The sequence below is a fragment of the Erythrobacter crassostreae genome (assembly GCF_019204045.1).
Lineage (GTDB): Bacteria > Pseudomonadota > Alphaproteobacteria > Sphingomonadales > Sphingomonadaceae > Erythrobacter > Erythrobacter crassostreae.
The window spans coordinates 737,007-761,032 of the sequence record NZ_JAGSPC010000001.1 but is presented as its reverse complement, the minus strand read 5'-3'; the positions used below and the strand labels follow the sequence as shown (position 1 = coordinate 761,032).

The following is a 24,026-nucleotide window of genomic DNA, read 5'->3' as shown; positions in this document are numbered from 1 at the left end:
CCGCGCTTATGCATATGACAGTAGGCGAACAGATGACGGCTCACAACGTCGTAGAAACCAATTCAGATGATCGTCCGCTCGCCATTGAGGCACGCGGGCTGGTGAAGGATTTCGACGGCACCCGCGCGGTGGACGGCGTAGACATTTCTGTGCCCGAAGGCGCGATCTACGGTATTCTCGGCCCGAACGGCGCTGGCAAGACGACAACTTTGCGGATGCTGCTGGGCATTATTGATCCCGATGACGGCGTGCGCCGCGTCTTCGGGCATGATCGCCCGCACGATATTGGCCGCTTGATCGGCTACCTTCCCGAAGAACGCGGGCTTTATCCGGCAATGAAGTCGGTCGAGGCGATTGCCTTTATGGGCGCGCTGCGCGGATTGCCGCTGGCAGAGGGTCGCAAGCGCGGCCTGGAACTGCTGGAGCGTCACGATCTTGGCTATGCCGCTGATCGCCAGATCCGTCAGCTGTCCAAAGGCATGGCGCAAACCGTGCAATTGCTCGGCACGCTGGTGCACCGTCCGCGCCTTGTCGTTCTGGATGAGCCGTTCTCCGGTCTTGATGCGATCAACCAGGGCAAGCTGGAAGGGATGATCCGCAGTCTCGCTGATGATGGTGTGACAGTGATCTTCTCGACCCACGTGATCCACCATGCAGAGCGTCTGTGCGAAGGCGTGGCCATCATTGCGGGCGGCAAAGTGCCCTATGCGGGCAGTGTTGAGGCCGCCCGGGACCGCATCCCGGCGCAAGTCCGCCTAGAAACCCGGATGCGCGAAGGCGCGTGGGCAAATGCATTGCCCAATGATGCCCGCCGCGAAGGCGACTTCTTCTACTTCTCGCTTCCCGAAACAGGGATCGAACCCTTGCTCAAAACCCTGATCGAAGGGGAAGCGGGTATTCTGTCGCTCTCTATCGAGCGCGCCGGATTGCATGATGCGTTCGTTGCTATCGCCGGAGAGGCGGCTGCCCGACAGCTAGAGGCGGATCAGGCGGGAGGCGCATCATGAGCAATCACGATCAAGCCGCCATCGACGCGCGCCCACGCCTTTCGCGGTTAGAGGCCGCCTGGGTCATTGCGCGCCGCGATTTTATCGCAGTGCTGTTTAGCCGCGCATTTCTATTCTTCTTGATCGGCCCGCTCTTTCCCGTGCTGGTCGGCGGGCTGGCTGGCAGCATTGGCGGCCAAAATTCCCGCGCCGCAGTCAGCAGCGAGATCGGCCTCGCGATGAGCGCCGATGACAATGCAGCGATGATAGCCGCTGCCGCCAGTCTAAAACCGCAATTGCGCGGAGGCGTACCGGACCTGGTTCAGGTGCCCGAAGCAGAGGGCAATTCAGGCTTCGACGCGCGCGACTATCTTGAACAGCGTAAAGGCAACTATGTGGCCATCGTCGGCGGCACGCTTTCGGCTCCGGAAATCACCGCCACCGAAGGGCAAATCGCCCGATGGAAAGGCCCGGTAGAACTCCTCGCGGGTACCGCGCTGGGGTCCTCACCCAGTACTTTCCCAAGCAGTTCGACCGCTCTTGTCACTTCCAGCGCCGCTTCCGAACGCTCTTTGCGCCTGCGCACAGCGGGTGCGGCGCAGATGATCCTGTTCCTTTTGACGATGCTGCTCGGCGGCATGGTGCTGTCCAACCTCGCCGAGGAAAAGGGCAATAAAATCATCGAAATTCTCGCCGCAGCCCTGCCGATGGATGCGGTGTTTATGGGCAAGCTGTTTGCGATGCTGGGCGTGAGCTTTGTCGGGATCGCCGTTTGGGGGGCGTTTGGTTGGGGCTTCTGGGCGGTAGCCGAGGACGCCATCGTCACCGTGACACAAACCAATTACCGCGAGCTTCCCGGCCCGGCTGTCGGCTGGCCAATGTTTATGACGCTGGCGATCCTGTATTTCTCAATGGCCTATCTGCTGCTCGGATCGCTGTTCCTTACGATTGGCGGCATGGCCAGCACCGTGCGCGAAGTTCAGACCATGTCGATGCCCGTGACGATGATGCAGCTGATGGTGTTCTTCCTCGCGGCGTACACAGTGACGATGCCCGGGTCGGTCCTCGAGACCGTCGCGATCATATTCCCACTATCTTCGCCATTCGCGATGCTGGCGCGAGCTGCTCTCGAAGAGACGTTGTGGACCCATGCTCTCGCTCTGCTTTGGCAGGGTTTTGCTGTGATCGTATTGGTCAAAGGCGGATCGATGCTGTTCCGCAAACGCGTGATGAAATCAGGCGGCGGCGGCCATGCGAAAAAGCGCCGCAGCTGGTTTGGTAAGCGTGGCAATGCCAACTCCGCGCAACAATCTTCCGTGGAGCCCGCAGAATAAGTCGCAAATCGCAACCGACTATTGACACCTGTGTCAGTTACGGCAGGATGCGACTCTAAGGAATGGCGGTCAGGCAAATGACGCCGCCTACGGGAGAGAGATATGGCTACGACTGCCCCGCAGCGCCCACAAGTGCGCACATCGCCTACTGCATACGAGGCGCTTAAATCGCATTTCGAAAAGCATCCGGAAGAACGCCCGCAGCATTCGCACAAATGGGACGTGAGCCGCTCGGACATCTATTTCGAGGACAAATGGCAGCCGATCTTTGCGGAAATGCAGGAAGCTGGCCCGCTGCATTATATTCCTGAAAGCCCCTATGGCCCCTATTGGGCGGTCGTCGGCCACAAGGCGATCCAGCATATCGAGGCTCTTCCAGAAACGTTCTCTTCGAGCTGGGAGCATGGCGGGATTACGATCCTCGAACGGCTTAGCGAAGAAGAGACAGCAGCTTCCGGCGCCGATACGCGCGAATTGCCGATGTTTATCGCAATGGACCGCCCGCAGCATACCGGTCAGCGCCGCACAGTCGCTCCCAAGTTCACGCCGTCGGGCATGAAGGATATGGAGCCGCAAATCCGCAAACGCACTGGCGAGCTGCTCGACACATTACCGCGCGGAGAGGTCTTCGACTGGGTCGATACGGTCTCGATCGAGTTAACCACCGGGATGCTTGCGCTGCTGTTCGGCTTCCCTTGGGAAGACCGGCGCATGCTCACATTCTGGTCGGACTGGTCAGGCGACACCGAGCTTGCGACCGTGCGCGAGCTGGATGAAATGCGCTGGGAATTCTTGCATGAAATGGGGGCTTACTTCCAGTCGCTCTGGATGGAACGCACAATGGACAAGGAGCCCGGCGACGATCTCATTTCGATGATGATCCATTCCGAGGCCATGAACCAGATGCGCCCGGAAGAGTTTATGGGCAATCTTATCCTGCTGATCGTCGGCGGCAACGACACCACGCGCAATTCGATGAGTGGGTTCATCCATGCGCTCGACAAGTTCCCCGACCAGCGCAAGCTGTTCGAAGAGAACGCCGACATCATCCCCAACGCCGTGCAAGAAATGCTCCGCGTTCAGACGCCTCTCGCGCATATGCGCCGAACCTGCACTGAGGACACTGAAGTGATGGGCCAGACCATCAAGAAGGGCGACAAGGTGGTGCTGTGGTACCTCGCGGCCAATCACGAGGAAAGCGTATTCGAAGAACCGCACAAGCTCGATCTGACCCGCGCAAATGCCAAGCGTCATATCGCCTTTGGTTACGGCATTCACCGCTGTGTCGGAGCAAGGCTTGCCGAACTGCAATTGCGCGTCCTTCTCGAAGAGATGCACAAGCGCCGCATGCGAGTGCATGTCGCAGGTGACGTAGAACGGGTGCGGGCGAACTTCGTGCATGGCTTCCGCAAGCTCGAAGTGGAAATCACAGAATTTTGATCGCTTCCCTGCCCAAGTGAAACTTTTCGGCGTTTTCCAACGTATTTATACATGACACGCCTTAGTTTCCGAGGAGGGAAACGCGATGAAATTTGGACTTTCCAGCCGCCGCCGCTTTATCTCCAGCGCAGCGATTGCCGCGTCGCTGCCGGTGCTCGCAGGCTGCGGTGCGGCGCCCGCGCAGGCGCGCAAAGATTTCCGTATCCGCCGGACAGAGGCGCAATGGCGCCGCCAGCTAACGCGCTCAGAATTCAGGATTTTGCGTGATGCAGGGACAGAGCGCGCATGGACCTCCCCTCTCAACAAAGAGAAACGCAAAGGCGTCTATAAATGCGCGGGCTGCGGCAATCGCATTTATTCGTCGGCTCATAAATATGACAGCCGCAGCGGCTGGCCTGCCTTTTACAAAGCGATTGAAAAGGGCGCGGTCAGCACCTCTGTCGATTACAAGATCGGTTATGCCCGCACCGAAGTGCACTGCGCCGATTGCGGCGGGCACCTTGGGCACATATTTGGTGATGGACCCAAACCAACCGGCAAACGCCATTGCATCAACGGCATCGCTATGGATTTTGTCCCGGCATAAGCCGATTCCGGATTTTGTCCGACACAAGCGGCTTAGCTGGAAAGAAGTTTTGGCGCCTGTAGCCTTGCTGCCAAACGGGCGAAATCACCAAGCGTGAACGTGTCATCGAACACGACACCATACTGATTATCCCGACGCCAACGGACTTTCGCGCGGATTTCCTTTAGCCCCTCAGGGCTGGATAGACGCAAGGTCTGATCAATCGCGAACACATTGTCGCATTCGAACCGGGCGCCTTGTTGCGATAGGTTTTCGACGACCCCTTCGCATGATTGAGTCAGCGTACCGACCGTGATCGGGAAGAAAACGCCAAGGCGCAAACCGCGTTTCGGGTATTCACCGGCTTCATTGATCAGTTGGGCGACATCAACGGGTTTTGTAAATTCAAAACCGGCTTCGTTGTTACGCTCCCAGACGGGACGCACCTCATAGCGCCCGCCGCCAGGCATATGCAGTTCCAGCGGATCGCCTTTTGGCAGCGTATGGAACAACCGCACGCTCACGCCGGTCTCGGACACATCGCGGATCACACAAACAAATTCGCCCTCATGTGCCACCAAACGCGCAGCCCGGATGAGCAGCGTAAAGCGGGGTGCCACGCGCGATTCGGCCGAATGGCCTGGTTCTGCTTCAACGCGCGGATTGGTCGCCATGTTATCCATATCTGGTCGCTTTGGCCCCGCATTGAACAATCAAAGACGGAGAACCGTGGTTGGTCGAGGAGCTTCGGACCTGACCGATACCGAGGTTCGGGTTAAAACTGCGCTAATGCAGCACTTCGGTTTCGATACTGGATTAGCCAAATGAATTGGTGCGGGTGGCGGGACTCGAACCCGCACGATCAAAGATCAGGGGATTTTAAGTCCCCGGCGTCTACCATTCCGCCACACCCGCCAAGCCGGTATTGCCGACTGAAATGCCGCGATAGCCAGAGGCGCTGCGAACGGCAACCGGTCAAACGGGCCGCTTGCCAGATTGCATTGTAGCGCCCATCTCTCGATGCACGTTTCACTCTATTCTGAGTTCGCAACTAGGGGCGGCAATGGCAGGCGAAATTCACGATGCACATTCGGTGGTCGCAACGATACAGCCGGCAATTACACTGCTCGGGCTTGGCATCGGAGCTGCGCTGGTTTCGCGCGCTTGCCGCCTCAACCCGATTGTTGGATATCTTGGTCTCGGCCTTGCGATTGCCGCACTCGGCTATGCCGACGATTTCAGCGGGCCGGTTGTTGCGGCCATGGCCGAAGCGGGCGTTATGTTCCTGTTGTTCAATCTTGGCCTGCACTTCTCGCTTGGGCGAATCCGCGCGGAAGCAGCCAATATCTTCGGGTTCGGCAGCCTCCAAATGCTGGTCGCAGGCGGAGGATTTGCAGCACTATTCTGGGCAATCGGCCTGCCGACCGAGTTCGCCATTATCGGCGGATTTGCCATGGGTCTGTCATCGACCGCCGTCGTGATCGGGCTGGTGCGGGAGCGCAATCAGGAAGATTGTCCGGTCGGGCGCGCTTCGCAATCCATCCTCATCTTTCAGGATATTGCCGCGATCCTATTGCTTGTCGCAGCCGGAGCGCTGGGCACAGGGGGTCCGATTGCTCCGCAGCTGGGCCTCGCTGGCGTCAAAGCTTTGGCCGCGTTTGGAATAGCCGTGATCTTTGCAAGGTATCTTGTCGGGCCGCTATTTAAATTGATTGCGCGTGCTGGCAGCAGCGAGGTTTACACCGCAACGGCCCTCTTCATTGCATTGGCGGCGGGTTGGGCAACCGGTGTTGCGGGCCTTTCGCTAACGCTGGGCGCGTTCCTTGGCGGGATGGCCGTGGCAGATTCGCGCTATCGCATCATGGTCCAGACAGAGATCGACGCGTTTCGCGGACTGTTCCTCAGCTTCTTCTTCATATCGGTTGGTCTTAGTATCGATCCGGCGATAATCGCCGATAACTGGGTTACTGTGATCGCGGCTGCGGTTGGCTTGATCGTATTGAAATGCGGATTCAACGTGCTCGCAGGTCTTGCCAATCGTTGGTCAGTACCGGGATCGATCCAGCTCGGGTTTTTGCTGGGTCAAGGCAGCGAGTTTGCTCTGGTTCTGTTTGCAATCCCCGCAGTTGCGGGACTGGTTGATAGCGAAGCGCTGTCCATCCTTGTTTCGGCAATTGCGATCAGTTTGGCAGTTACGCCGCTCATTTCGAATGTCGGACGGAAACTGGCCGGCAAATTGCGCGCCGGGCCAGCGGACAAAAAGCTTGAAGGGGACAACGCGCCGGTCGTTATCATCGGTCTTGGCCCGGTAGGGCGCGGTGTCGCGGATGCGCTGTCCTACAACGATATCGACTATCTCGCCGTGGATCCCAATGCCGAACGGTTCGAAACCGCTCTTGCCGATGGCTATATTGTGCACCACGCCGATGCGAGCGATCCGCGCAGCTGGGATGCAATCGGCATGGGCAAGCGAAAAGTCGTGGTGGTTGCCACCAACAACCTCAATATCTCGCGCGAACTTGCGCCTTTGGTTGAGGACAGGCTTCCGGATATCGAACGGGTGATCGGTCTACCCGGGCCAGAGGCGCTTGAAGAATTTAGCGAGCTGGGCATGATGCCAGTTGATGTGACGCGTGAGGGCGGGCCTGAACGAGTGATCGATATGGTGTTTACCGCGCTTGATCACCCGCGCAAACTACCAGCCTCCCGCCTCGCCAATGACGAGCCAGAGCGGGCCGCAGCCTAAATTTTTGAAAGCGTGTAGAGCGTTAAGATCCGTTCAAGCGCTGGCGGATTTCTTTGCCTGCCTTGAAGTACGGGACGCGTTTGGCCGGAACTTCGACAGATTCGCCAGTGCGCGGATTGCGTCCCGTGCGGGCTTCACGTTCTCGCGTTGAAAATGCACCGAAACCACGCAGTTCGACGCGGCCACCCTCGGCCAAACGCTGAGTGATTTCATCAAAGAAGATATCGACGACTTGCTCGATTTCTTCCGCGCGCAATTCCGGATTGTCGTTGTGCAATTGCTGCAGCAATTCGGATCTAATCATATTTTTGACTTCCCAGTGATCCAAGACGCCCGCGTTAAATGACGCGAACCGGCCCTGCCCCTCAACATTGCCCCGACCCAAAGGCATTTCGTGCAGAAACGCTGCCACGCCCACGCCGATGTGGCAAGCCGTAGCGCAGATAAAGTTGCATTTTTCTCATTACGGCACAAAAAAAGCCGTTCAGGTGCACTCGGCAAGTTCTCTAAGATCAAGGCCGAGCCGCCGCATCCGTGCGCGAATCTCAGGCCATTCTTCTTTCAGAAACTGCTCTTTCTCACGGGTGCGCAGTTGTTCTGCTGCACCTGAGACGACATACATGCCCACGCCGCGCTGAACCTCGACAAGCCCATCATTCTGAAACTGCTGATATGCCTTGGCGACCGTCAACGGGTTCGCGCCTTGCTCGGCCGCTAGCGCGCGAACGGAAGGCAGCATTTTGCCTTCAGCGTATTCGCCCTGAATAATTGCCGCTGCGATCTGATCACGCAGCTTAAGGTAAACGGGTCGGCTTTGGCTCATAACATCCTCGCAAAGTGCATCAGTGCCATAATACAGCGAGGCGCGTCAAGTTCCCGCCCCTCGTGAAGCATGCGATGAACCGTGCAACAAAAGCTTCACACCACGGATTTGGGCGTTACGGTACGCCGCATAATGCGCCCGGGGGGTCGGGCGCGGCGACAATATACTAGGGATCTGCAAAAGATGGGCGAACTCAAAGAATTTGCGATGTGGGGATACGGGGATTGGGCCATGGTTGTGGCTTCGATCGTTCTCGGCATCTTCCTGATCGGCGGCGCTTGGGCGGTAACGCGCCCTCAAGAGGAGGTCATGGGTCATCCCAAAGGCCTCTACATGCTGTTTTTTGCCGAGATGTGGGAGCGCTTCTCCTACTACGGCATGCGTGCCCTACTCACGCTCTATCTGGTCAAGCATTGGATGTATTCCGATGGCAGCGCGAACCTGATCTACGGTGCCTATACCAGCCTAGTTTACATCACGCCGGTCCTCGGTGGGTGGCTCGCGGACCGTTATCTCGGCCAGCGCAAAGCGGTTTTGTTCGGTGCTGTTCTGCTTACGCTCGGCCACTTCTTTATGGCGTTTGAAGGCGACGGTTCGGGTTATGCCAACGATCCCACCCTCAATATTTTCTGGCTGGCTCTGGCGTTGATCATTGTCGGCTCGGGCTTCCTGAAAGCGAACATCTCTGTGATCGTGGGTCAACTGTACCCGCGCACCGATATTCGCCGCGATAGCGCCTACACCATCTTCTACATGGGGATTAACCTCGGCGCGGCCGCAGGCGTTTTGATCGCGGCCTATCTCGGTGAAACTGTCAGCTGGGCATTGGGCTTTGGCCTTGCCGGTTTCGGCATGCTGCTCGGCCTGATCGTGTTCATCATCGGAAAGCCACTGCTTAAAGGTAACGGCGAAAGCCCGAACCCTGCGAAACTGAAAGAGAAGTTTGCAGGCATCAATCTCGAATGGCTGCTCTACGGCGTCGGCTTTGCCGGTGTCGCGGTGATCTGGTTCCTGATCCAGTATCAGAGCCTGGTCGGCGGCATATTGCTGGCTTCGGGCATCGCGCTTCTAGCGTACGTCCTTTTCGAAGCGTTCAAGCTGGACAAAGAAGCGCGCGAGCGAGTGTTCGCGATGATCTTCCTGATCCTGCTGATGCCGCTCTTCTGGGGTCTGTTTGAACAGGCGGGCGGATCGCTCAACCTGTTCACCGATCGTCACGTTGATAAAGGCGGCATTCCAACCACCTTCTTCCAATCGATCAACCCGATCTACATCATCCTGCTCGGCCCGCTATTCGCTGGTCTGTGGCAATGGATGGCGCGCAAAGGGATCGAACCTTCCACCCCTGCCAAGATGGGCTTGGGTATCGCGCAAATGGGCCTTGCGTTTATCGTGATGGTCTGGGGCGCGGAAAACTTCAGCACGACAGGCGATGCTGGCGCTATCATGATGCCGGTGATGTTCCTGTTCATCTTCTACCTGTTGTCGACCACTGGCGAGCTTTGCCTCTCGCCAGTTGGCCTCTCGGCAATGAACCGGCTTTCTGTGAAGCACATGGCCAGCCTGATGATGGCGGCGTTCTTCTTCGGCACTGCAGGCGGCAACTATGTCGCAGGCTTCATGGGCTCGCTCATGGGTGAAGGCGAAGGCGGCAACATGACCCGCGAAGGCGCTCTCGAAGCGTATTGGAGCATGGGCCTAGTCGCTCTGGTCGTCGGTATTCTGGTCTGCTTCGTCAGCCCGCTTGTTAAGAAACTGATGCATCTCGACACGCTGAAAGACGAAGAGGGCGATCACCTTGCTGGCGAAGCCGAGCTTGGCGAACCAGCAGCAGCTGGCACGCGTCCAGCTCAGTAGATTTGGCAGCTCAGTAAATTGGTAGCCCAATAACCTGAAACCTACAGGGGAATGAATGTGACTAAGAAAGTCTGGATTGCAGCCGCCAGCGCCTTTGCGCTGATGGGTTGTGCAACGACCGGTTCGGCCAATACGGCAGGCGATGACAGCGGATCTGATGATGCGCCGCGCTTCGCCGCCAAGACCGAAGCGGAAGGGCCATTCCCCTCAACTTACAGCGCCTATCCCGGCGCGCCGACCGCCTTGGTCGGTGCAACCGTTTATGACGGCGCTGGAAACCGGATCGAGGGCGGTACTGTCCTCTTCCGAAATGGCAAAGTCGAAGCCGTCGGCAGTAGCGATCTGTCGACCGAAGGCTACACCGTGCTCGATGGCACCGGCAAATTCGTCACACCAGGCATCATCGACATCCACTCACACCTAGGCGATTATCCTTCCCCAGGCGTGCAGGCACATAATGACGGTAATGAAGCCACCGCGCCGACTACGCCCGATGTATGGGCCGAACATTCGGTCTGGCCGCAGGACCCCGGATTTAGCCGCGCGATGGCCAATGGCGGGATCACCTCGCTGCAAATCCTGCCCGGTTCGGCGAACCTAATGGGCGGACGCTCGGTCACTCTAAAGAACGTGCCGAGCCGCACGGTTCAAGGCATGAAATTCCCGGGCGCGCCGTACGGCTTTAAAATGGCCTGCGGTGAGAACCCGAAACGCGTCTATGGCGGACGCGGGCGTAAGCCTTCGACCCGCATGGGCAACTTCGCAGTCAACCGTCAGACTTGGTATGACGCGATTGAATATGCCAACAATGATGATGCCAAACGCAACCTTGGTAAGGAAACGTTGAAAGGTGTTCTCGAGGGCGAAATCCTCGTTCACAACCATTGCTACCGCGCGGATGAAATGGCGCTGGTGATGGATATGGCGAAAGAGGTCGGCTACAAAGTCACCGCATTCCACCACGCCGTTGAAGCGTACAAGATCGGCGATCTGCTGCGCGAAAACGATGTGTGCAGCGCGATCTGGGCCGACTGGTACGGCTTTAAGATGGAAGCGTATGACGCGATCATGGAAAACGCCGCGCTGCTCCAGAAAGAGGGCGCCTGCGTCGTCATCCATTCCGACAGCCAGAACGATATTCAGCGTCTCAATCAGGAAGCTGCCAAAGCGCAGGCTGCTGGCGCGCGGATGGGCGTCGAAATTTCCGATGCCGAAGTGATCGGCTGGATCACGCTCAACGCGGCAAAGGCGATGGGCATCGACGATATGACGGGCAGCCTTGAAAGCGGCAAAATGGCCGACGTGGTGCTATGGAACGGCGATCCGCTCTCTGTCTATTCGCGGCCAGAGAAGGTCTGGATCGACGGCGCTTTGATGTTTGACGCAATGGACCGCAAACGCCGTCCGGTAAGCGATTTCGAGCTTGGACAACCAGGCGAAGGGGATGTGAAATGAAGCGGCTCCTGAACATAGCAATCCTTGGGGCGGCCTCCGCCATCGCCCTTTCCGCCGCGCCTGCCGCGGCGCAGGATGTGGTCATCGCCAACGCGACCGTCGTCACTGGCGACGGCAGTGATCCGATTGAAAACGGCGTGGTCATGATTGAAAATGGCCGCGTCACCTATGCTGGAACGGCAAACGGGCAAGCCTTCGCCACAGACCTTGTCGTCGACGCAGACGGCGCTTGGGTAACACCGGGCCTCTTCGCCACCGTGACTACTCTAGGCCTCGTCGACGTCGGAGCAGTCAGCGAGTCAAACGACAGCCGCGCAGGCGGCGCTCCGTTCAGCGCATCGCTCGATGTGGCTCCGGCGGTGAACCCGAACTCGCAAAACATCCTGATCCACCGCGCCGCCGGTATCACCCGCGCAGCGACAACCACGCTTCCTTCGGCATCGATTTTCGCCGGACAAGGAGCGATCATCGATCTGGACGCTGACGGCAATCCGATTGTGCAAGCCCGCGCATTTCAAATGGTCGACCTGGGCGAAGGCGGGGCACGCCGCGCAGGCGGAAGCCGCGCTGCGACTTATACCTTGTTCCGCGCATCACTGCGTGAGGCTCAAGCATTGTCAGGCAGCGGCACTCCGCAAACGACCGAGATCACCGCCGATGGCGAAGTGCTGCTCAACCGTTTTGATGCAGAGGCTTTGAAGCCCGTCGTCGCTGGCACCCAGAAACTATATGTCGCCGTCGAACGCGCATCGGATATCCGCAGCGTGTTGGCGCTCAAGACCGAATTCCCGCGCCTTGATATGGTACTGGTCGGTGCCAGCGAAGGCTGGATGGTCGCAGACGCAATCGCAGCAGCGGGAGTGCCTGTGCTGGCCGATCCGCTCGATGCTCTGCCGAGCGGTTTTGATCAACTTGCATCGACTCAAAGCAATGTCGGACGGATGAAGCGCGCGGGCGTGAAAGTCGGCCTGAACGCGGCAGGCATGGAAAACCCGCGCCGCCTCGCGCAGCAGGCTGGCAACCTTGTCGGCCTTGCCAAAATGCCGGGAGCCTCCGGCCTCACATGGGGCGAGGCTTTCGCATCGATCAGTTCAATCCCCGCAGAGATCAGCGGCATGGGCGGCAAAGCCGGTGTCCTGAAATCGGGAGCGCTAGGCGATGTTGTGATCTGGGACGGTGACCCGCTCGAGGTAACCTCGGTTCCGACAACTGTCTTTATTGGCGGCGTTGAGCAACCACTCGGCAACCATCAGAGCCGTTTGAAAGAACGGTACCGCGATCTAGACGAGAGCGATCTCCCTAAGGCTTACGACTGGTGATGCGAGCGATCAAATCAGCGGCCCTCGCTGCGTCTTTCATCGCTGCCTCTCCGGTTTTGGCTCAGGAAGAAACAGCTGATCCAACCGAAGAACAAGCGGTCAACGATATTGCGTGGCATACCGCGCAGCAAACCTATCTGTTCGACCTCAAAACGGCCGATGGCTGGCGCTATATGGATGGCGGCCTCCGCTGGAGGTGGACCAGATATAACGCGTCTGAGGATAGGCCCAGCGTCGCCGATACAGTCACGTTGCATTACGAAGGCAAGTTGATCGATGGGACCGTGTTCGACAGCTCCTATCCGCGCGGTGAGCCTGCGACCTTTCCACTTGGTCGTTTGATCGAGGGCTGGAAACTGGCAGTTCCGCAAATGGCTGTCGGTGAAGAGATCGAAATCGCGATCCCATCCGATTTGGCTTACGGAGCCGAAGGCAGGGGCCCAATTCCGCCGAATGCCACATTGCTCTTCAAGGTCGAGCTGATCGCAATCGTCAAATAGCCTCGATCCAAAGGGGGAATCAGGGATGTCTGTTCTGACGGAGCTGGTTGCGGCGAATATCGCCTTTGTCGGTACACATTTTGCCATGTCTCACCCCCTGCGTGAGCCGCTGGTAAGAGCTCTGGGCAATATCGGCTTCCAGATTGCGTATTCAATTGTGAGCTTTGCGACGCTCGGTTGGATCTATTTCGCATTCAAAGCAGCTCCGCCTGCTGATCTGCCCGGTTCGGGCGATGTTGGCTGGATAATTGCTACAATGATCACGTTGCCAGCGATGATATTGCTGGCTGGATCATATGTCGGCAATCCTGCGATGCCGACACCAAAGGCCGCCGAGCAAGCGCGGGCCGAGCCCAAGGGTGTGTTCAAGGTCACCCGCCATCCGATGATGTGGAGCTTTGCGCTGTGGGCGCTCTCTCACATTGTGATCCATTACAGCTGGCGCACGACCATCACGGCTGCCGCAATGGGATTTCTCGCTCTGGTTGGCTCGCATCTGCAAGACCGTAAGAAACAGGTTCTGATGGGTGAGGCGTGGTCAGAATGGGAAAGCAAGACCAGCTATTGGCCGCGCTGGAGCGCGATCTTCGGCGCGGGCGCCTTCCCTTGGGCAGTCGGTCTGATATTCTTTGTATTCTTCAGCTGGGTTCACCTGCCCATCGGCGGCATTCCTGCCGGCATATGGCGCTGGTTCTAAGGTTCGTTGCCGAGCGACAGAATCCAGTCGCGGCGGGCGATCTGGGAACGGCCCGCGAAGCTTAACCCGTGGCCTGACCCTTCAAACGTCTGAAATTCGGCATGGACGGTCAGTCTGGCGAGAGCCTGCCCATGCTCATAGGGTACGACAAAGTCGTTCGTTCCATGCTGGATTAGGATCGGCATATCGAGCCGAACAATCTTGCCCGCATTATCATATTGTTCCCGCACAAGGCTGCGCGCGGGAAGCCACCAGAGATTGCTTTGGGCGGCATCGGGCAAAGATGTGAACGGCGCGATCAGGACAAGTGCAGCGGGATCATGGCGCAGTGCCATTTCAGTGCCCACACCGCCGCCGATTGAATTGGCGACGACAATGATCTCGTCATTCGTGAAGCCCTGATCAGTAAGCCACCGCATCGCCGCATCACCATCGCGGTAAAATCCCTGCTCGGAAGGATCGCCGGGATTGCCGCCATAGCCCCTATATTCGACCATGAGGACGCCAAAGCCTGCTTCGGCAAAAGCTGCGTTGGAAATGCTGGCCGCCTCCAGAGTTCCGGCATTCCCATGGAAATAGACAATGGTCGGCTGATCCGGCTCAGCCGCAAGGTAGAATGAACGAAGCTTCAGCCCGTCAGATGTCGTCAGGGTGACTTCCCCATATCCGGGAGTAAGCGCTGCGGGTGATTGCGGAGCCGGATAAATAAAGTGAGATTGGAACGTCCACAGGATCGCCAGCACCGCGATGTAGGCAGTGGCCACCATGATCAGAGCATTCTTGAGCCATTTCATTGTGAGCGCGGCCTATTTGCCTTTGAATTCGGGAGGGCGCTTTTCAATGAGCGCGGCGACACCTTCGGCGTGATCGTCCGTCATATGCATCATCGCCTGCGTGTTGGCTGCCATCTCTAGTGCGGTGTCGTAATTGACCTGTTGCCCTTGCCTCAGCAGCATTTTGGATTGGCGTAGTGAGTGCGGGGGCATGGCGGCGATCTTGCTCGCCATCGCCTGAGCTTCGGCCAACAATTCCTCATGCGGCACGACGCGGCTGACGAGGCCCCAATCCTGCGCTTGCTCTGCGCCAATCACATCGCCGGTGTAGAACAGCTCCGAGGCGCGGCTCATCCCGATCACGCGCGGCAATATCCATGTGCCGCCGTCGCCGGGAATAATGCCGAGCTTGAGAAAGGTGACGCCAAATTTCGCCTTGTCACTAGCGATGCGAATATCCGCAAGGCAGGCGACATCACAGCCCAGCCCGATTGCTGGCCCGTTCACCGCCGCGATCACCGGCACGCGGATCGCGTGCAAAGCGCGCAGCATCATGTGGATGTTGTCGCGGTATCCATCAGAGATCGCCGGAGTCGAGCCGCCGAAGGTGCCGGTCTTGTCCCTCATCGCCTTGATATCGCCGCCCGCACTGAATGCGCGGCCCGCACCGGTCAGGATAACGCAGCGCACATCCATTTCGCGGTTGATAGCATCACAAGCAGCGCGGAATTCCTCACCATCGCCCGGAGCGCCAAGCGGGTTCATCGTATCAGCGCGGTCGATAGTCAGAGTGGTGACGGGGCCGTCAGTCGTAGTTTTGAGCAGTGTCATGCGAGGAGTCTATTGCCCAGCCAGCGCTTCGTCGAGGAACAAGTGCCAAGCTGATCGGCAGGATCATCACAAATTTCAGTGTGATTGATCGCAGTTGGCGCACGCTTGGACGCTTACTCACTATAATAGTTAGATTTTTTGGATCGTCGCGGCAAGGTGCTGCAGGTGTGCTTTTATATAGGAGAACAACTATGAAAAAAATCGCACTCGCTGCCGGCGCACTCTCTTTGCTTGCAGCACCAGTAGTCGCCCAGTCTTTGCCAGTCACGGCACCGGTTTCGGGCGAAAGCAATCTCGAAGGCGAAGGCAGTATCATTGCTGCTCTTCTCGCCGCAGGCATCTTGGCACTTGCTGTCCTTGTTATCGCAGATGACAACGATGGTGAAGACCTGCCAACCAGCCCGTAAAACAGGCTAAGATCAATTTGATCTGATCCTGTTCGAGCTCCGGTTCGGCTGGGATCTAGAGTGATCGCAATGAAGAGCCGCTTTCGCCGGAATTTTTCCGGAGAAGGCGGCTCTTTTTGATTCGTTAGACCGCCCTAGCGAGCAAGCAGTGCTCTTACGCCCGCGCTTCCTCAACATTTGCCGAGTTATGCTTGAGCGCCTTCAACACCGTATCGACGATCTGCGGTGCGTTCAGGCCTGCTTCGTCATACTGCTTCGTTGGATCATCGTGATCCTGAAATGTGTCCGGCAGACGCATTGTGCGAACCTTCAAACCGTTATCCGTCAGCCCTTCATCCGAGGCATAAGTCAGCACATGCGCGCCGAGGCCGCCAATGGCGCCTTCTTCGACTGTGATAACAACCTCATGCTCGCGCATCAGTTTCGCGATCAGGTCTTCGTCCAGCGGTTTGGCAAAGCGCATATCGGCAACGGTTGTCGAAAGCCCTTTGGCCTCGAGCGTGTCGGCAGCTTTCTTCGCCTCTTCAAGGCGCGCACCGAGTGATAGGATCGCGACTTTCGCGCCTTCGCGCACGACCCGGCCCTTGCCGATCTCCAGCTTTTCGAGCGTTTCGGGGATTGGAACGCCGGTGCCATTTCCGCGCGGGTAACGGAAGGCAATCGGCCCTTCGTCATACTCGACTGCGGTGTAGGTCATATTGGCAAGCTCGGCTTCGTCAGCCGCCGCCATCACAACCATATTCGGCAGCGTTGCCAAATACGTAATGTCGAACGCACCAGCGTGCGTGCAGCCATCCGCGCCGACAAGGCCAGCACGGTCAATCGCAAAGCGAACCGGCAGCTTCTGGATCGCAACGTCGTGCACGACCTGGTCATAGGCGCGCTGCAGGAAGGTCGAATAGATCGCTGCGAACGGGCGCATACCCTGCGCGGCAAGGCCTGCGGCGAATGTGACGCCGTGTTGTTCGGCAATGCCTACGTCAAAACTGCGCTCTGGGTGAGCCTGAGCGAAGCGGTCTACGCCGGTGCCTGATGGCATCGCAGCGGTAATCGCGCAGATGCGGCTGTCGGTTTCGGCGAGCTTCGCCAGCGTGTCGCCGAAGACGTTCTGATAGGCAGGCGGACCGGCAGCGCTTTTCTTCTTTTCGCCCGTAACGACGTCGAATTTCGGTACGCCGTGATATTTGTCGGCGCTTTCCTCGGCGAATTTATAGCCTTTGCCTTTGGTCGTAACGACGTGGATCAAGACAGGGCCTTCGGACGTGTCACGAACATTCTCAAGCACCGGGATAAGATGGTCGAGGTTATGGCCGTCAATCGGGCCAACATAATAAAACCCGAGCTCCTCGAACAGAGTTCCGCCTGTCACCATACCGCGCGTGTATTCTTCTGCCTTGCGGATGCCTTCGTGCATGCGGCGGCTCATTTTCTTGACCGCTTTGGACGCGAGGCTGCGCAGCCCAAGATACTCGCTCGAGGAAACCATGCGCGCGAGATACGCCGAAAGCCCGCCAACGGGTGGCGCAATCGACATATCGTTATCGTTGAGGATCACGACCAGCCGGTTACCCGCCTGCGCGGCGTTGTTCATCGCCTCATAGGCCATGCCCGCGCTCATCGCGCCATCACCGATCACCGCGATACCACGGCCCGGTTTGTCATTCAGCTTGTTCGCCATGGCGAAGCCAAGCGCGGCTGAAATCGATGTAGAAGAGTGCGCTGCACCGAATGGATCGTATTCGCTTTCGGTGCGCTTGGTAAAGCCGGAGAGACCACCCCCCTGACGCAACGTGCGAATACGGTCGCGGCGTCCAGTCAGGATTTTGTGCGGGTAGCATTGGTGGCCGACATCCCAGACGAGTTTATCATCCGGTGTGTTGAAGACATAGTGGATCGCGACCGTCAGCTCGACAACGCCCAAACCTGACCCCAGATGCCCGCCAGACGTGCTGACGGCATCGATCATCTCGGTGCGCAATTCATCCGCGAGCTGGCGGAGTTGTTCGGGCTTTAATTCGCGGAGCTCATCCGGCGTAGGCACTTGATCGAGCAGCGGAGTGTTAGGCGATTCAGTCATGTGAATCGCTCTACACTCTCAAATCAAAACTGTCGATGAACGCGTTGCCGCTCAGAGAGAACGCCTCACCGACAAAGTGTCAGTTTTGGACCGATTCCGTTGCGTCAACCGCACCTTACAGAAGGCAATGCGCATGACTGTTCACGCGCATGCACGGCAGAGGCCGCGAATCTCCAGAACGGGGCGTTCAGGTTTGAAGTTTTTCGCAGCCGCCAATGCCCGCACAGTCCGGCTTACGTCTTCATCGTCGATATGGGTCGCGTCGCCGCATTCGTCGCAAACTAGGAAGATACAGTCATGCTGACAGCCAGGATGGGTGTTGGCGAGATACGCGTTAGAGCTCTCAACCCGCAGGGCAAGATTGTTGGACACAAACAGATCGAGGATCCGGTACACGCTGTTCGGTGCGACACGCTTGCCCCGCGACGCAGAGAGATTGTCGGCAATGTCGTATGCCGAAACAGGTCGCTCATGCTTTGCGAGCTCGGTGAAAACCGTCTCGCGCATGCCCGTCCATTGCTCGCCTGAATTGGTGAGGGCGCTGCGCGCAGCCTCTACCAGCGTTTCTCCAGAGTGTTCTTTGTGCGAGTGATCATGTGCCATACCCGCAGATATAGGCGCGGTTTGGCCGCTCGCCAAGCGGTGCGCATTCTATGTGGCGTCGCGCAGGAATTTTGCACGGTAGTCTGACGGAAACATAGCCTTGAGCGCCTTCACCTTCGGAGCATCCCAACGCACAATGTAACCGTGGCGGGGATTCTTCGCCATAAAGTCCTGATGGTACTTTTCTGCTGAGTAGAATTTCCGGTGCTTCTCGATCCGCGTAACAATGGGGCGCTTCCACACTTTCGAGGTGCCCATCTGCTTCAGATAGGCTTTCGCAACCGCACTCTGCTCTGCGTTCATCGGCACAAGGGCGCTGCGGTAATGCGCGCCGACATCGGGGCCTTGACGATTCTTAAGCGTCGGGTCCGTCACGACCGAAAAGAAAATGCGAAGCAATTCATCATAGCGAACCACGTAGGGATCGTAGACGATTTTAACCGCCTCGGCGTGATTGGTTCCGCCCGAAATGATCCGGTTGTAGCTGGCCGTACCTGCCGAACCGCCATGAAAGCCCGAAACCGCCGATTTCACACCTTTGACGTGGCTGAACACACCCTCAACGCCCCAGAAACAGCCGCCAGCAAAGATCGCGATCTTCAATCCGGCGCCTTCTTTGGCGATACGTTTTGGGGCGGGCGCATTCACCGGCTCTTCAAGTGCAAAGGCGGGTGACGAACAGGCCGAAAGGCCAAGAGAGGCTGCGACTAGACCAAGGAACAGTGCGCGCTTCATTCGGAAATACTCCAGAAATCATCCGAAGGCTGTGGCGCATCGAGTGACACAGCGGCCCGAGCAGGCGGGGAAATCTGATCGCTCCATTGGCCAATCGTTGCCGCACCAACAATCACTGCACCAACGGCGAAGCCGAGGGCAAAATTACGATAAAGGTCAGGGGCGAAGAGGCTCATAGCAGTTCTCAAATTTTCGTGTCTGTGTATCTCAAGGAGCCAATTGCACCGCGCCGGATTGCGCGAAAATGAATGCAGCCTTCGTGCGACAATTCGCGACAAAGCTCGATTTAGTTACGCCCCTAGACAGAAAAAGATGCCAAGCCGTTAACCATGTTGGTTTTGTGGGTGCTGTGTTTTTGCGCCCTCTAGCGCCGGGTGAGGCCGGGCGCTGGCACGCCTTCAGACTCGCGCTGTGACGCTTGGTCCTGCTTCGCTATCTTGCTGCGGAGCACGGCGCATAGCGCCGCAAGGGCGACCGCCCGCCCGCAGGCCCTAATGGGCCGAGGAAATCGCGTCGCGGATGCGATGCGCAAAAAATCAGTGCCTGAAATGCCGCATGCTGGTTAGCACCATCGCAAGGCCTGCTTCGTCAGCGGCGGCGATCACCTCTTCATCGCGGATTGAACCGCCCGGCTGGATAACCGCAGTTGCCCCTGCTTCGGCAGCAGAGATAAGGCCGTCCGCAAATGGGAAGAACGCATCCGATGCGACTGCGCTGCCAACCGTGCGCGGGCTGGCCCAATCATAGGTTTCAGCCGCCTCCTTTGCCTTGATCGCGGCAATACGCGCCGAATCGCGGCGGTTCATTTGACCCGCACCAATGCCAGCGGTCGCGCCATCCTTGGCATAGACAATAGCGTTTGATTTGACGTGGCGCGCCACGGTCCATGCAAACAGGCAATCTTTCAGTTCCTGGTCTGTTGGCTCACGCTTGGTAACAACCTTCAGATCATCGAGCGTCACAGCACCATTGTCACGGCCTTGGATCAACATGCCGCCCGCGATGGTCTTCATTGCAAAACCACCGCGGCGTGGATCAGGCAGTGTTCCGCATTCAAGCAAGCGAAGGTTTTTTTTCTTGGCAAAAACCTCGCGGGCTTCGGCACTGACCTTGGGCGCGATCACAACTTCGGTGAAGATCGCTGCAATGGCCTCTGCGGTTGCTCCATCCAATTCGGTGTTCACCGCGACAATCCCACCAAAGGCGGACACGCTGTCGCATTGCAACGCATCGTTCCACGCGCCAAGCAACGTTGCGCCTTGCGCCACGCCGCAAGGATTCGCATGCTTGACGATGACGACCGCAGGATCCTGTCCTGCAAATTCCGCCACAAGTTCCAGCGCGGCATCGGCATCGTTGAGATTGTTGTAGCTGAGCGCTTTGCCCTGAAGCTGTTCGGCCTGCGGAACCCCGCTGGTGCCGGTCACTTGCGGAACATAGATAGCAGCAGACTGATGCGGGTTTTCGCCATAACGCAAAGTGTCTTCGCGTTTGAAAGCGAGCGGCATTGTGTCGGTGAACGGTGTCGCTTTCAGCGCTTCGATGCCAAGCGGATGGGTGAAGGCATCGCCAAAGGCAAACCAGTTCGCAATCGCCGCGTCATACGCCGCCGTGCGCGCATAGGCTTTGCCAGCCATGCGAATGCGAAAGGCATCCGATGTCGCTCCGTCATTGGCAGCCATCTCTTCGAGCAGTTCGGCATAGTCAGCCGCGTCCGTCATGATCGTTACGAAGCCATGGTTCTTGGCCGCGCTGCGCACCATGCTTGGCCCGCCAATATCGATATTCTCGATAATCTCCGCGCGCTCGGCGCCTTTCGCGACGGTAGCCTCAAACGGATAGAGATTGACCACAACCAGATCGATCGCACCAATTGCGTGCTCGTTCATCGCTGCAACATGTTCATCATTGTCGCGCAGCGCGAGCAACCCGCCATGAACTGTCGGGTGCAGCGTTTTTACGCGGCCATCCATCATTTCGGGAAATCCGGTCAGCTCGGAAACGTCGAGCACATCTAGGCCCGCATCGCGCAGTGCTTTGGCAGTGCCTCCGGTGCTCACCAACTCGACGCCGCGCGCTGCTAACGCCTTGCCCAGATCCGCAAGTCCGCTTTTGTCGGACACCGATAGCAGAGCCCGCTTGATTACCGTTTTAGCCAATTTTCTAGTCCCTTTGGGCCTTAGCCCATTTTCTTGAGCAGCCAGGAGAATTGACCCCCGCCGCGCGATGTCAAACCTTCGATCACCAATTGCTCTGTTGAGTGCGGGCGGCCATCGCCATCGACCCACAGGCTGTCTTCACATTTAAGCGCCACTTCGCCCGCGCCTGCGGCATCGCCGCGGAGGCGGAATTGCCACAGCTTGCCATCCGGCGTCAGAAGGCTTGCTCCGCGACGGTCTTCGGAAAGGTGGGCTTCGACCCCCCGCCCGAGATGGAAGCGGATTGCAAAACCGATTTTGCCCCTCTTGCCCTTGCGCGAAACCGGTAGAAGGATGTCTTCACCGGCCAATTCCGTGCCGTCACTGCGGAGCGAAAGAACGCGCTGGTGGGTCAGGCCAAAGCGCGCACCGTAACCATCGTGGCTGGCCTCAACCCGGTGCGCCTCACGCCCATGCTTGCGAAGGAGCTGCCGCTCGACTTCGACCGTCTCTGCCCCGCGTCCCAGCTTGCCGTGAAGCAACACTGCAGTGGAATTGGCATTATCAAGGATAAGGGTCGAATGGGCCGCCGTCGCCCGCAATCCTTGCCCGATCCGCGCCGGGATCTGACCGCCAGAAAGCGATGAACCGCCGCAATTTACGATCAGCCGGGACGCGCCATCGGACATTTCAAACGCAAGCGTCGATGCGCACCCGTTGCGAACGTGGCGCGCTCTCGGCGGCGGCGCGGCGTCAAATTGCACAATTGTTTTGCCGCCTTTCAGCCTATGAAAGCCCCAGTGCTCTACTTCCTTGAGAGGGCGCTTGCGAATTCCGGTCGCGGCCAACAACGACGCCACGCGATCAGCTGCGATCGCGCCATTGCCCTGCCAACTGCCCAATCCGCCATCGCCGTGCCGCAGCACCAAGAGCGGAGGAACCAGCAATTCGCGCATAACGATAAGCGCCTCGGGCGCCTCAACCTCGGCGGCCTCGTAACAGGCCAAAAGATTGGTCAATATTGCGATGGCATCCATCTGCGCTTCGGGACAGCGTGCCAGCACGCCGCCATCTTCGCCAACCAAATCACCCAAAGCACGGATAAGCGCCGCTTCGCCGTATAGTCGTCTTGGTTTGCCTTCCGGCAACAACAGCCCTGCCGCAGTGACACCGGCAAGACCCGCGATCTGACCTAGGCCAGCGCCCGTCCGCACGGCTTTGCGATCAAGCCAGCCGGCAGTTTCCTGAATCGCAGCAAGCAATTTGGGCCGCAATTCGCCGCCCTTCGTGCCCAGCACCAGCGGCGCATGCACCAGCCACGCGAGCAGGCGCAGGCCCGCATTCTCAACGTCCCAAGCCGCCCCCTTTGCAGGCTCGCAATTCGCCTCCAACCAGCGCGAAGTGATGCGCTCGGCAACACCCACGCAATCTTCACGCGGCGCGCTAACCGCGAGATCGGCGAGCCATGAGAAGGAGTGCAATGTCCGCTCGACGCGCGGCGCAGGTTTTCCAGCGCTGCCAAAATCAACCTGCGCGATTGGCAGTTTGACGCCATCGATCAGAAAGTGCCCTGCTCTAAGCGCGGTACCCGCAGCGCGGTTGCCGATGGCCGGGGCATCAACCGTCGCCAGCACCCGTAGCGCCGCCGCGCGGCGAAATGGCGCCGCAAGCGCATGGCCAGGCACACCCATCCGGTATGCCATGCGGATCAGGGCTTCTCCCGGGCTTGACCTAGGCGCGATAACATCGGTTAAAGCCAGAGCCCGTGACGTCTCGACCTCGGTCGGTGAGCCTGCTTCATCTTCGCTGTCATTGGCGGCATCACCAACAGGCTCCGCGCCTTCACCAAGCGGGAGGGCAGCAGTCTCAGTAAGTTCCTCGATCTCGTCTTCCGGAGTATCGCGGAATAGGGTGGCCATTATCCCTCGCCCTTCAACGCCGCAATATTGGCAGCATATTGGGCAGGCCCGCCTTTGAATGTGGCAGACCCTGCGACCAGCACATCCGCACCGACCTCTTCGCAAAGTCTCGCAGTTTCCGGATTCACGCCGCCATCAACTTCGAGATGGATCGGGCGGCCAGTCGCCTCGATCATGGTGCGAATGCGGCGGACCTTTTCAAGCTGCGAGTGGATAAATGTCTGCCCGCCAAAGCCAGGGTTCACGCTCATCACAAGCACCAGATCAACCAAGTCCATCAGATTATCGAGCACTTCGACCGGTGTACCGGGGTTCAGCACGACACCGGCTTTCTTACCCAATCCGCGGATCGCCTGAAGCGTGCGGTGCACGTGGGGACCAGCCTCTGGATGGACGGTGATGATATCCGCACCAGCTTCGGCAAATGCCTCCAGATACGGGTCTACCGGCGCAATCATTAGGTGCACATCGAATGTCTTGTCGGTGTGCGGGCGAAGAGCTTTCACAACGTCCGGACCGATCGTGATGTTCGGCACATAATGGCCATCCATCACATCGATATGGACCCAATCCGCCCCTGCAGCATCGATAGCGCGCACTTCCTCGCCCAACTTGGAAAAGTCGGCGGAAAGGATGGACGGAGAAATCAGTGGTGCGGGCATATCTCTATCTTCGGGGCTCTGGCGCGCCCCTTTTCGCGCTGCCCCCGCCATACGGCACGCGCGAATCACCCCACAAGCGCGCGCGCTGGCCTTTTCCACCGGTGTAAACGACGCTTTTGAGCCAATTCAGGTAGAATTCAGCGCAGATATGCCAAATAT

The 24,026-nt window shown here is 58.3% G+C and carries 23 protein-coding genes and 1 tRNA gene; 11 read left to right on the top strand and 13 right to left on the bottom strand.

Features of this window, described 5'->3' with window-relative positions:
* Positions 1 to 8 precede the first annotated feature (8 nt).
* The 4 genes from KCG46_RS03840 (at position 9) to msrB (ending at position 4,346) form a co-directional block, all read left to right on the top strand.
* Positions 9 to 1,007 carry an ABC transporter ATP-binding protein gene (locus KCG46_RS03840; protein WP_218403996.1) on the top strand — a complete coding sequence of 333 codons (999 nt, stop codon included), beginning with the start codon at positions 9 to 11 and terminating at the stop codon, positions 1,005 to 1,007.
* Positions 1,004 to 2,320 (top strand): ABC transporter permease, encoded by a 1,317-nt coding sequence (locus KCG46_RS03835; RefSeq protein WP_218403995.1) that lies wholly within the window; start codon positions 1,004 to 1,006, stop codon positions 2,318 to 2,320. Before KCG46_RS03840 ends, KCG46_RS03835 begins: the two co-directional genes overlap by 4 nt.
* A 102-nt stretch (positions 2,321 to 2,422) precedes the next feature.
* Positions 2,423 to 3,760, top strand: coding sequence for a cytochrome P450 (locus tag KCG46_RS03830; protein WP_218403994.1), 1,338 nt, complete (start codon positions 2,423 to 2,425; stop codon positions 3,758 to 3,760).
* Between the two features lie 85 nt (positions 3,761 to 3,845).
* Positions 3,846 to 4,346: a peptide-methionine (R)-S-oxide reductase MsrB gene (gene msrB / locus KCG46_RS03825; RefSeq protein ID WP_218403993.1), complete on the top strand. Its 501-nt coding sequence runs from the start codon at positions 3,846 to 3,848 to the stop codon at positions 4,344 to 4,346.
* Positions 4,347 to 4,378: 32 nt separating this feature from the next.
* Here msrB and KCG46_RS03820 read toward each other — a convergent pair whose 3' ends face one another.
* Together KCG46_RS03820 and KCG46_RS03815 are read right to left on the bottom strand one after the other, a co-directional pair.
* Entirely contained in the window at positions 4,379 to 5,008 is a 630-nt protein-coding gene (locus KCG46_RS03820) for a PilZ domain-containing protein (protein WP_218403992.1), read from the bottom strand.
* 147 nt (positions 5,009 to 5,155) lie between these two features.
* Positions 5,156 to 5,240, bottom strand: a tRNA-Leu gene (locus KCG46_RS03815).
* 148 nt (positions 5,241 to 5,388) lie between these two features.
* Between KCG46_RS03815 and KCG46_RS03810 the strand changes: the two genes are divergently transcribed.
* The gene (locus KCG46_RS03810; RefSeq protein WP_218403991.1) at positions 5,389 to 7,071 is read left to right on the top strand and encodes a cation:proton antiporter domain-containing protein; all 1,683 of its coding nucleotides are present in this window, start codon (positions 5,389 to 5,391) and stop codon (positions 7,069 to 7,071) included.
* A gap of 22 nt (positions 7,072 to 7,093) precedes the next feature.
* Here the strand turns inward: KCG46_RS03810 and KCG46_RS03805 are convergent, their stop codons facing one another.
* Together KCG46_RS03805 and KCG46_RS03800 are read right to left on the bottom strand one after the other, a co-directional pair.
* Positions 7,094 to 7,375, bottom strand: a complete 282-nt coding sequence (locus tag KCG46_RS03805; protein WP_218403990.1) for an integration host factor subunit beta — start codon at positions 7,373 to 7,375, stop codon at positions 7,094 to 7,096.
* Positions 7,376 to 7,555: 180 nt separating this feature from the next.
* A complete protein-coding gene (locus KCG46_RS03800; RefSeq protein ID WP_218403989.1) occupies positions 7,556 to 7,894 on the bottom strand; it encodes a GntR family transcriptional regulator in 339 nt (112 codons plus the stop codon).
* Positions 7,895 to 8,077: 183 nt separating this feature from the next.
* On the opposite strand from KCG46_RS03800, the gene KCG46_RS03795 reads away from it, so the two are divergent.
* The 5 genes from KCG46_RS03795 to KCG46_RS03775 are packed head-to-tail and all read left to right on the top strand — an operon-like array spanning position 8,078 to position 13,722.
* On the top strand, positions 8,078 to 9,751 hold the full coding sequence (locus KCG46_RS03795; RefSeq protein WP_255551751.1) for a peptide MFS transporter: 1,674 nt from the start codon (positions 8,078 to 8,080) through the stop codon (positions 9,749 to 9,751).
* A 51-nt stretch (positions 9,752 to 9,802) separates the two neighbouring features.
* Positions 9,803 to 11,206, top strand: a complete 1,404-nt coding sequence (locus tag KCG46_RS03790; protein ID WP_218403988.1) for an amidohydrolase — start codon at positions 9,803 to 9,805, stop codon at positions 11,204 to 11,206.
* Positions 11,203 to 12,525, top strand: coding sequence for an amidohydrolase family protein (locus KCG46_RS03785; protein WP_218403987.1), 1,323 nt, complete (start codon positions 11,203 to 11,205; stop codon positions 12,523 to 12,525). The genes KCG46_RS03790 and KCG46_RS03785 overlap by 4 nt, the downstream gene beginning before the upstream one ends.
* A complete protein-coding gene (locus KCG46_RS03780; protein WP_218403986.1) occupies positions 12,525 to 13,025 on the top strand; it encodes an FKBP-type peptidyl-prolyl cis-trans isomerase in 501 nt (166 codons plus the stop codon). Before KCG46_RS03785 ends, KCG46_RS03780 begins: the two co-directional genes overlap by 1 nt.
* A gap of 25 nt (positions 13,026 to 13,050) precedes the next feature.
* Positions 13,051 to 13,722 (top strand): NnrU family protein, encoded by a 672-nt coding sequence (locus KCG46_RS03775; protein WP_218403985.1) that lies wholly within the window; start codon positions 13,051 to 13,053, stop codon positions 13,720 to 13,722.
* On the opposite strand, the gene KCG46_RS03770 is transcribed toward KCG46_RS03775, so the two are convergent.
* Together KCG46_RS03770 and KCG46_RS03765 are read right to left on the bottom strand one after the other, a co-directional pair.
* Complete coding sequence (locus KCG46_RS03770; protein WP_218403984.1) at positions 13,719 to 14,516, bottom strand: alpha/beta hydrolase; 798 nt, start codon at positions 14,514 to 14,516, stop codon at positions 13,719 to 13,721. The two genes, KCG46_RS03775 and KCG46_RS03770, sit on opposite strands and share 4 nt — an antisense overlap.
* Positions 14,517 to 14,528: 12 nt before the next feature.
* Positions 14,529 to 15,326, bottom strand: coding sequence for a crotonase/enoyl-CoA hydratase family protein (locus KCG46_RS03765; RefSeq protein ID WP_218403983.1), 798 nt, complete (start codon positions 15,324 to 15,326; stop codon positions 14,529 to 14,531).
* A gap of 191 nt (positions 15,327 to 15,517) precedes the next feature.
* Here KCG46_RS03765 and KCG46_RS03760 point away from each other — a divergent pair, with 191 nt between their 5' ends.
* The gene (locus KCG46_RS03760) at positions 15,518 to 15,733 is read left to right on the top strand and encodes a hypothetical protein (protein ID WP_218403982.1); all 216 of its coding nucleotides are present in this window, start codon (positions 15,518 to 15,520) and stop codon (positions 15,731 to 15,733) included.
* A 154-nt stretch (positions 15,734 to 15,887) separates the two neighbouring features.
* Here KCG46_RS03760 and dxs read toward each other — a convergent pair whose 3' ends face one another.
* From dxs to rpe, 7 genes are all read right to left on the bottom strand, one after another.
* On the bottom strand, positions 15,888 to 17,810 hold the full coding sequence (gene dxs, locus KCG46_RS03755) for a 1-deoxy-D-xylulose-5-phosphate synthase (RefSeq protein ID WP_218403981.1): 1,923 nt from the start codon (positions 17,808 to 17,810) through the stop codon (positions 15,888 to 15,890).
* Between the two features lie 141 nt (positions 17,811 to 17,951).
* The gene (locus KCG46_RS03750) at positions 17,952 to 18,413 is read right to left on the bottom strand and encodes a Fur family transcriptional regulator (protein WP_218403980.1); all 462 of its coding nucleotides are present in this window, start codon (positions 18,411 to 18,413) and stop codon (positions 17,952 to 17,954) included.
* A 48-nt stretch (positions 18,414 to 18,461) separates the two neighbouring features.
* A complete protein-coding gene (gene msrA / locus KCG46_RS03745) occupies positions 18,462 to 19,148 on the bottom strand; it encodes a peptide-methionine (S)-S-oxide reductase MsrA (protein ID WP_218403979.1) in 687 nt (228 codons plus the stop codon).
* Positions 19,145 to 19,324, bottom strand: coding sequence for a hypothetical protein (locus KCG46_RS03740; protein WP_218403978.1), 180 nt, complete (start codon positions 19,322 to 19,324; stop codon positions 19,145 to 19,147). The genes msrA and KCG46_RS03740 overlap by 4 nt, the downstream gene beginning before the upstream one ends.
* Before the next feature lie 360 nt (positions 19,325 to 19,684).
* Positions 19,685 to 21,307: a bifunctional phosphoribosylaminoimidazolecarboxamide formyltransferase/IMP cyclohydrolase gene (gene purH, locus KCG46_RS03735; RefSeq protein WP_218403977.1), complete on the bottom strand. Its 1,623-nt coding sequence runs from the start codon at positions 21,305 to 21,307 to the stop codon at positions 19,685 to 19,687.
* A 20-nt stretch (positions 21,308 to 21,327) separates the two neighbouring features.
* The gene (locus KCG46_RS03730; RefSeq protein ID WP_218403976.1) at positions 21,328 to 23,205 is read right to left on the bottom strand and encodes a heparinase II/III family protein; all 1,878 of its coding nucleotides are present in this window, start codon (positions 23,203 to 23,205) and stop codon (positions 21,328 to 21,330) included.
* Positions 23,205 to 23,867, bottom strand: coding sequence for a ribulose-phosphate 3-epimerase (gene rpe, locus KCG46_RS03725; protein WP_218403975.1), 663 nt, complete (start codon positions 23,865 to 23,867; stop codon positions 23,205 to 23,207). Before rpe ends, KCG46_RS03730 begins: the two co-directional genes overlap by 1 nt.
* Positions 23,868 to 24,026 lie beyond the last annotated feature (159 nt).

Bases quoted from the DNA above. Each gene is read 5' to 3' on its own strand.
- KCG46_RS03840 (WP_218403996.1), top strand. From the start codon at position 9: ATGCATATGACAGTAGGCGAACAGATGACGGCTCACAACGTCGTAGAA.
- KCG46_RS03835 (WP_218403995.1), top strand. From the start codon at position 1,004: ATGAGCAATCACGATCAAGCCGCCATCGACGCGCGCCCACGCCTTTCG.
- KCG46_RS03830 (WP_218403994.1), top strand. From the start codon at position 2,423: ATGGCTACGACTGCCCCGCAGCGCCCACAAGTGCGCACATCGCCTACT.
- msrB (WP_218403993.1), top strand. From the start codon at position 3,846: ATGAAATTTGGACTTTCCAGCCGCCGCCGCTTTATCTCCAGCGCAGCG.
- KCG46_RS03820 (WP_218403992.1), bottom strand. From the start codon at position 5,008: ATGGATAACATGGCGACCAATCCGCGCGTTGAAGCAGAACCAGGCCAT.
- KCG46_RS03810 (WP_218403991.1), top strand. From the start codon at position 5,389: ATGGCAGGCGAAATTCACGATGCACATTCGGTGGTCGCAACGATACAG.
- KCG46_RS03805 (WP_218403990.1), bottom strand. From the start codon at position 7,375: ATGATTAGATCCGAATTGCTGCAGCAATTGCACAACGACAATCCGGAA.
- KCG46_RS03800 (WP_218403989.1), bottom strand. From the start codon at position 7,894: ATGAGCCAAAGCCGACCCGTTTACCTTAAGCTGCGTGATCAGATCGCA.
- KCG46_RS03795 (WP_255551751.1), top strand. From the start codon at position 8,078: ATGGGCGAACTCAAAGAATTTGCGATGTGGGGATACGGGGATTGGGCC.
- KCG46_RS03790 (WP_218403988.1), top strand. From the start codon at position 9,803: ATGAATGTGACTAAGAAAGTCTGGATTGCAGCCGCCAGCGCCTTTGCG.
- KCG46_RS03785 (WP_218403987.1), top strand. From the start codon at position 11,203: ATGAAGCGGCTCCTGAACATAGCAATCCTTGGGGCGGCCTCCGCCATC.
- KCG46_RS03780 (WP_218403986.1), top strand. From the start codon at position 12,525: ATGCGAGCGATCAAATCAGCGGCCCTCGCTGCGTCTTTCATCGCTGCC.
- KCG46_RS03775 (WP_218403985.1), top strand. From the start codon at position 13,051: ATGTCTGTTCTGACGGAGCTGGTTGCGGCGAATATCGCCTTTGTCGGT.
- KCG46_RS03770 (WP_218403984.1), bottom strand. From the start codon at position 14,516: ATGAAATGGCTCAAGAATGCTCTGATCATGGTGGCCACTGCCTACATC.
- KCG46_RS03765 (WP_218403983.1), bottom strand. From the start codon at position 15,326: ATGACACTGCTCAAAACTACGACTGACGGCCCCGTCACCACTCTGACT.
- KCG46_RS03760 (WP_218403982.1), top strand. From the start codon at position 15,518: ATGAAAAAAATCGCACTCGCTGCCGGCGCACTCTCTTTGCTTGCAGCA.
- dxs (WP_218403981.1), bottom strand. From the start codon at position 17,810: ATGACTGAATCGCCTAACACTCCGCTGCTCGATCAAGTGCCTACGCCG.
- KCG46_RS03750 (WP_218403980.1), bottom strand. From the start codon at position 18,413: ATGGCACATGATCACTCGCACAAAGAACACTCTGGAGAAACGCTGGTA.
- msrA (WP_218403979.1), bottom strand. From the start codon at position 19,148: ATGAAGCGCGCACTGTTCCTTGGTCTAGTCGCAGCCTCTCTTGGCCTT.
- KCG46_RS03740 (WP_218403978.1), bottom strand. From the start codon at position 19,324: ATGAGCCTCTTCGCCCCTGACCTTTATCGTAATTTTGCCCTCGGCTTC.
- KCG46_RS03730 (WP_218403976.1), bottom strand. From the start codon at position 23,205: ATGGCCACCCTATTCCGCGATACTCCGGAAGACGAGATCGAGGAACTT.
- rpe (WP_218403975.1), bottom strand. From the start codon at position 23,867: ATGCCCGCACCACTGATTTCTCCGTCCATCCTTTCCGCCGACTTTTCC.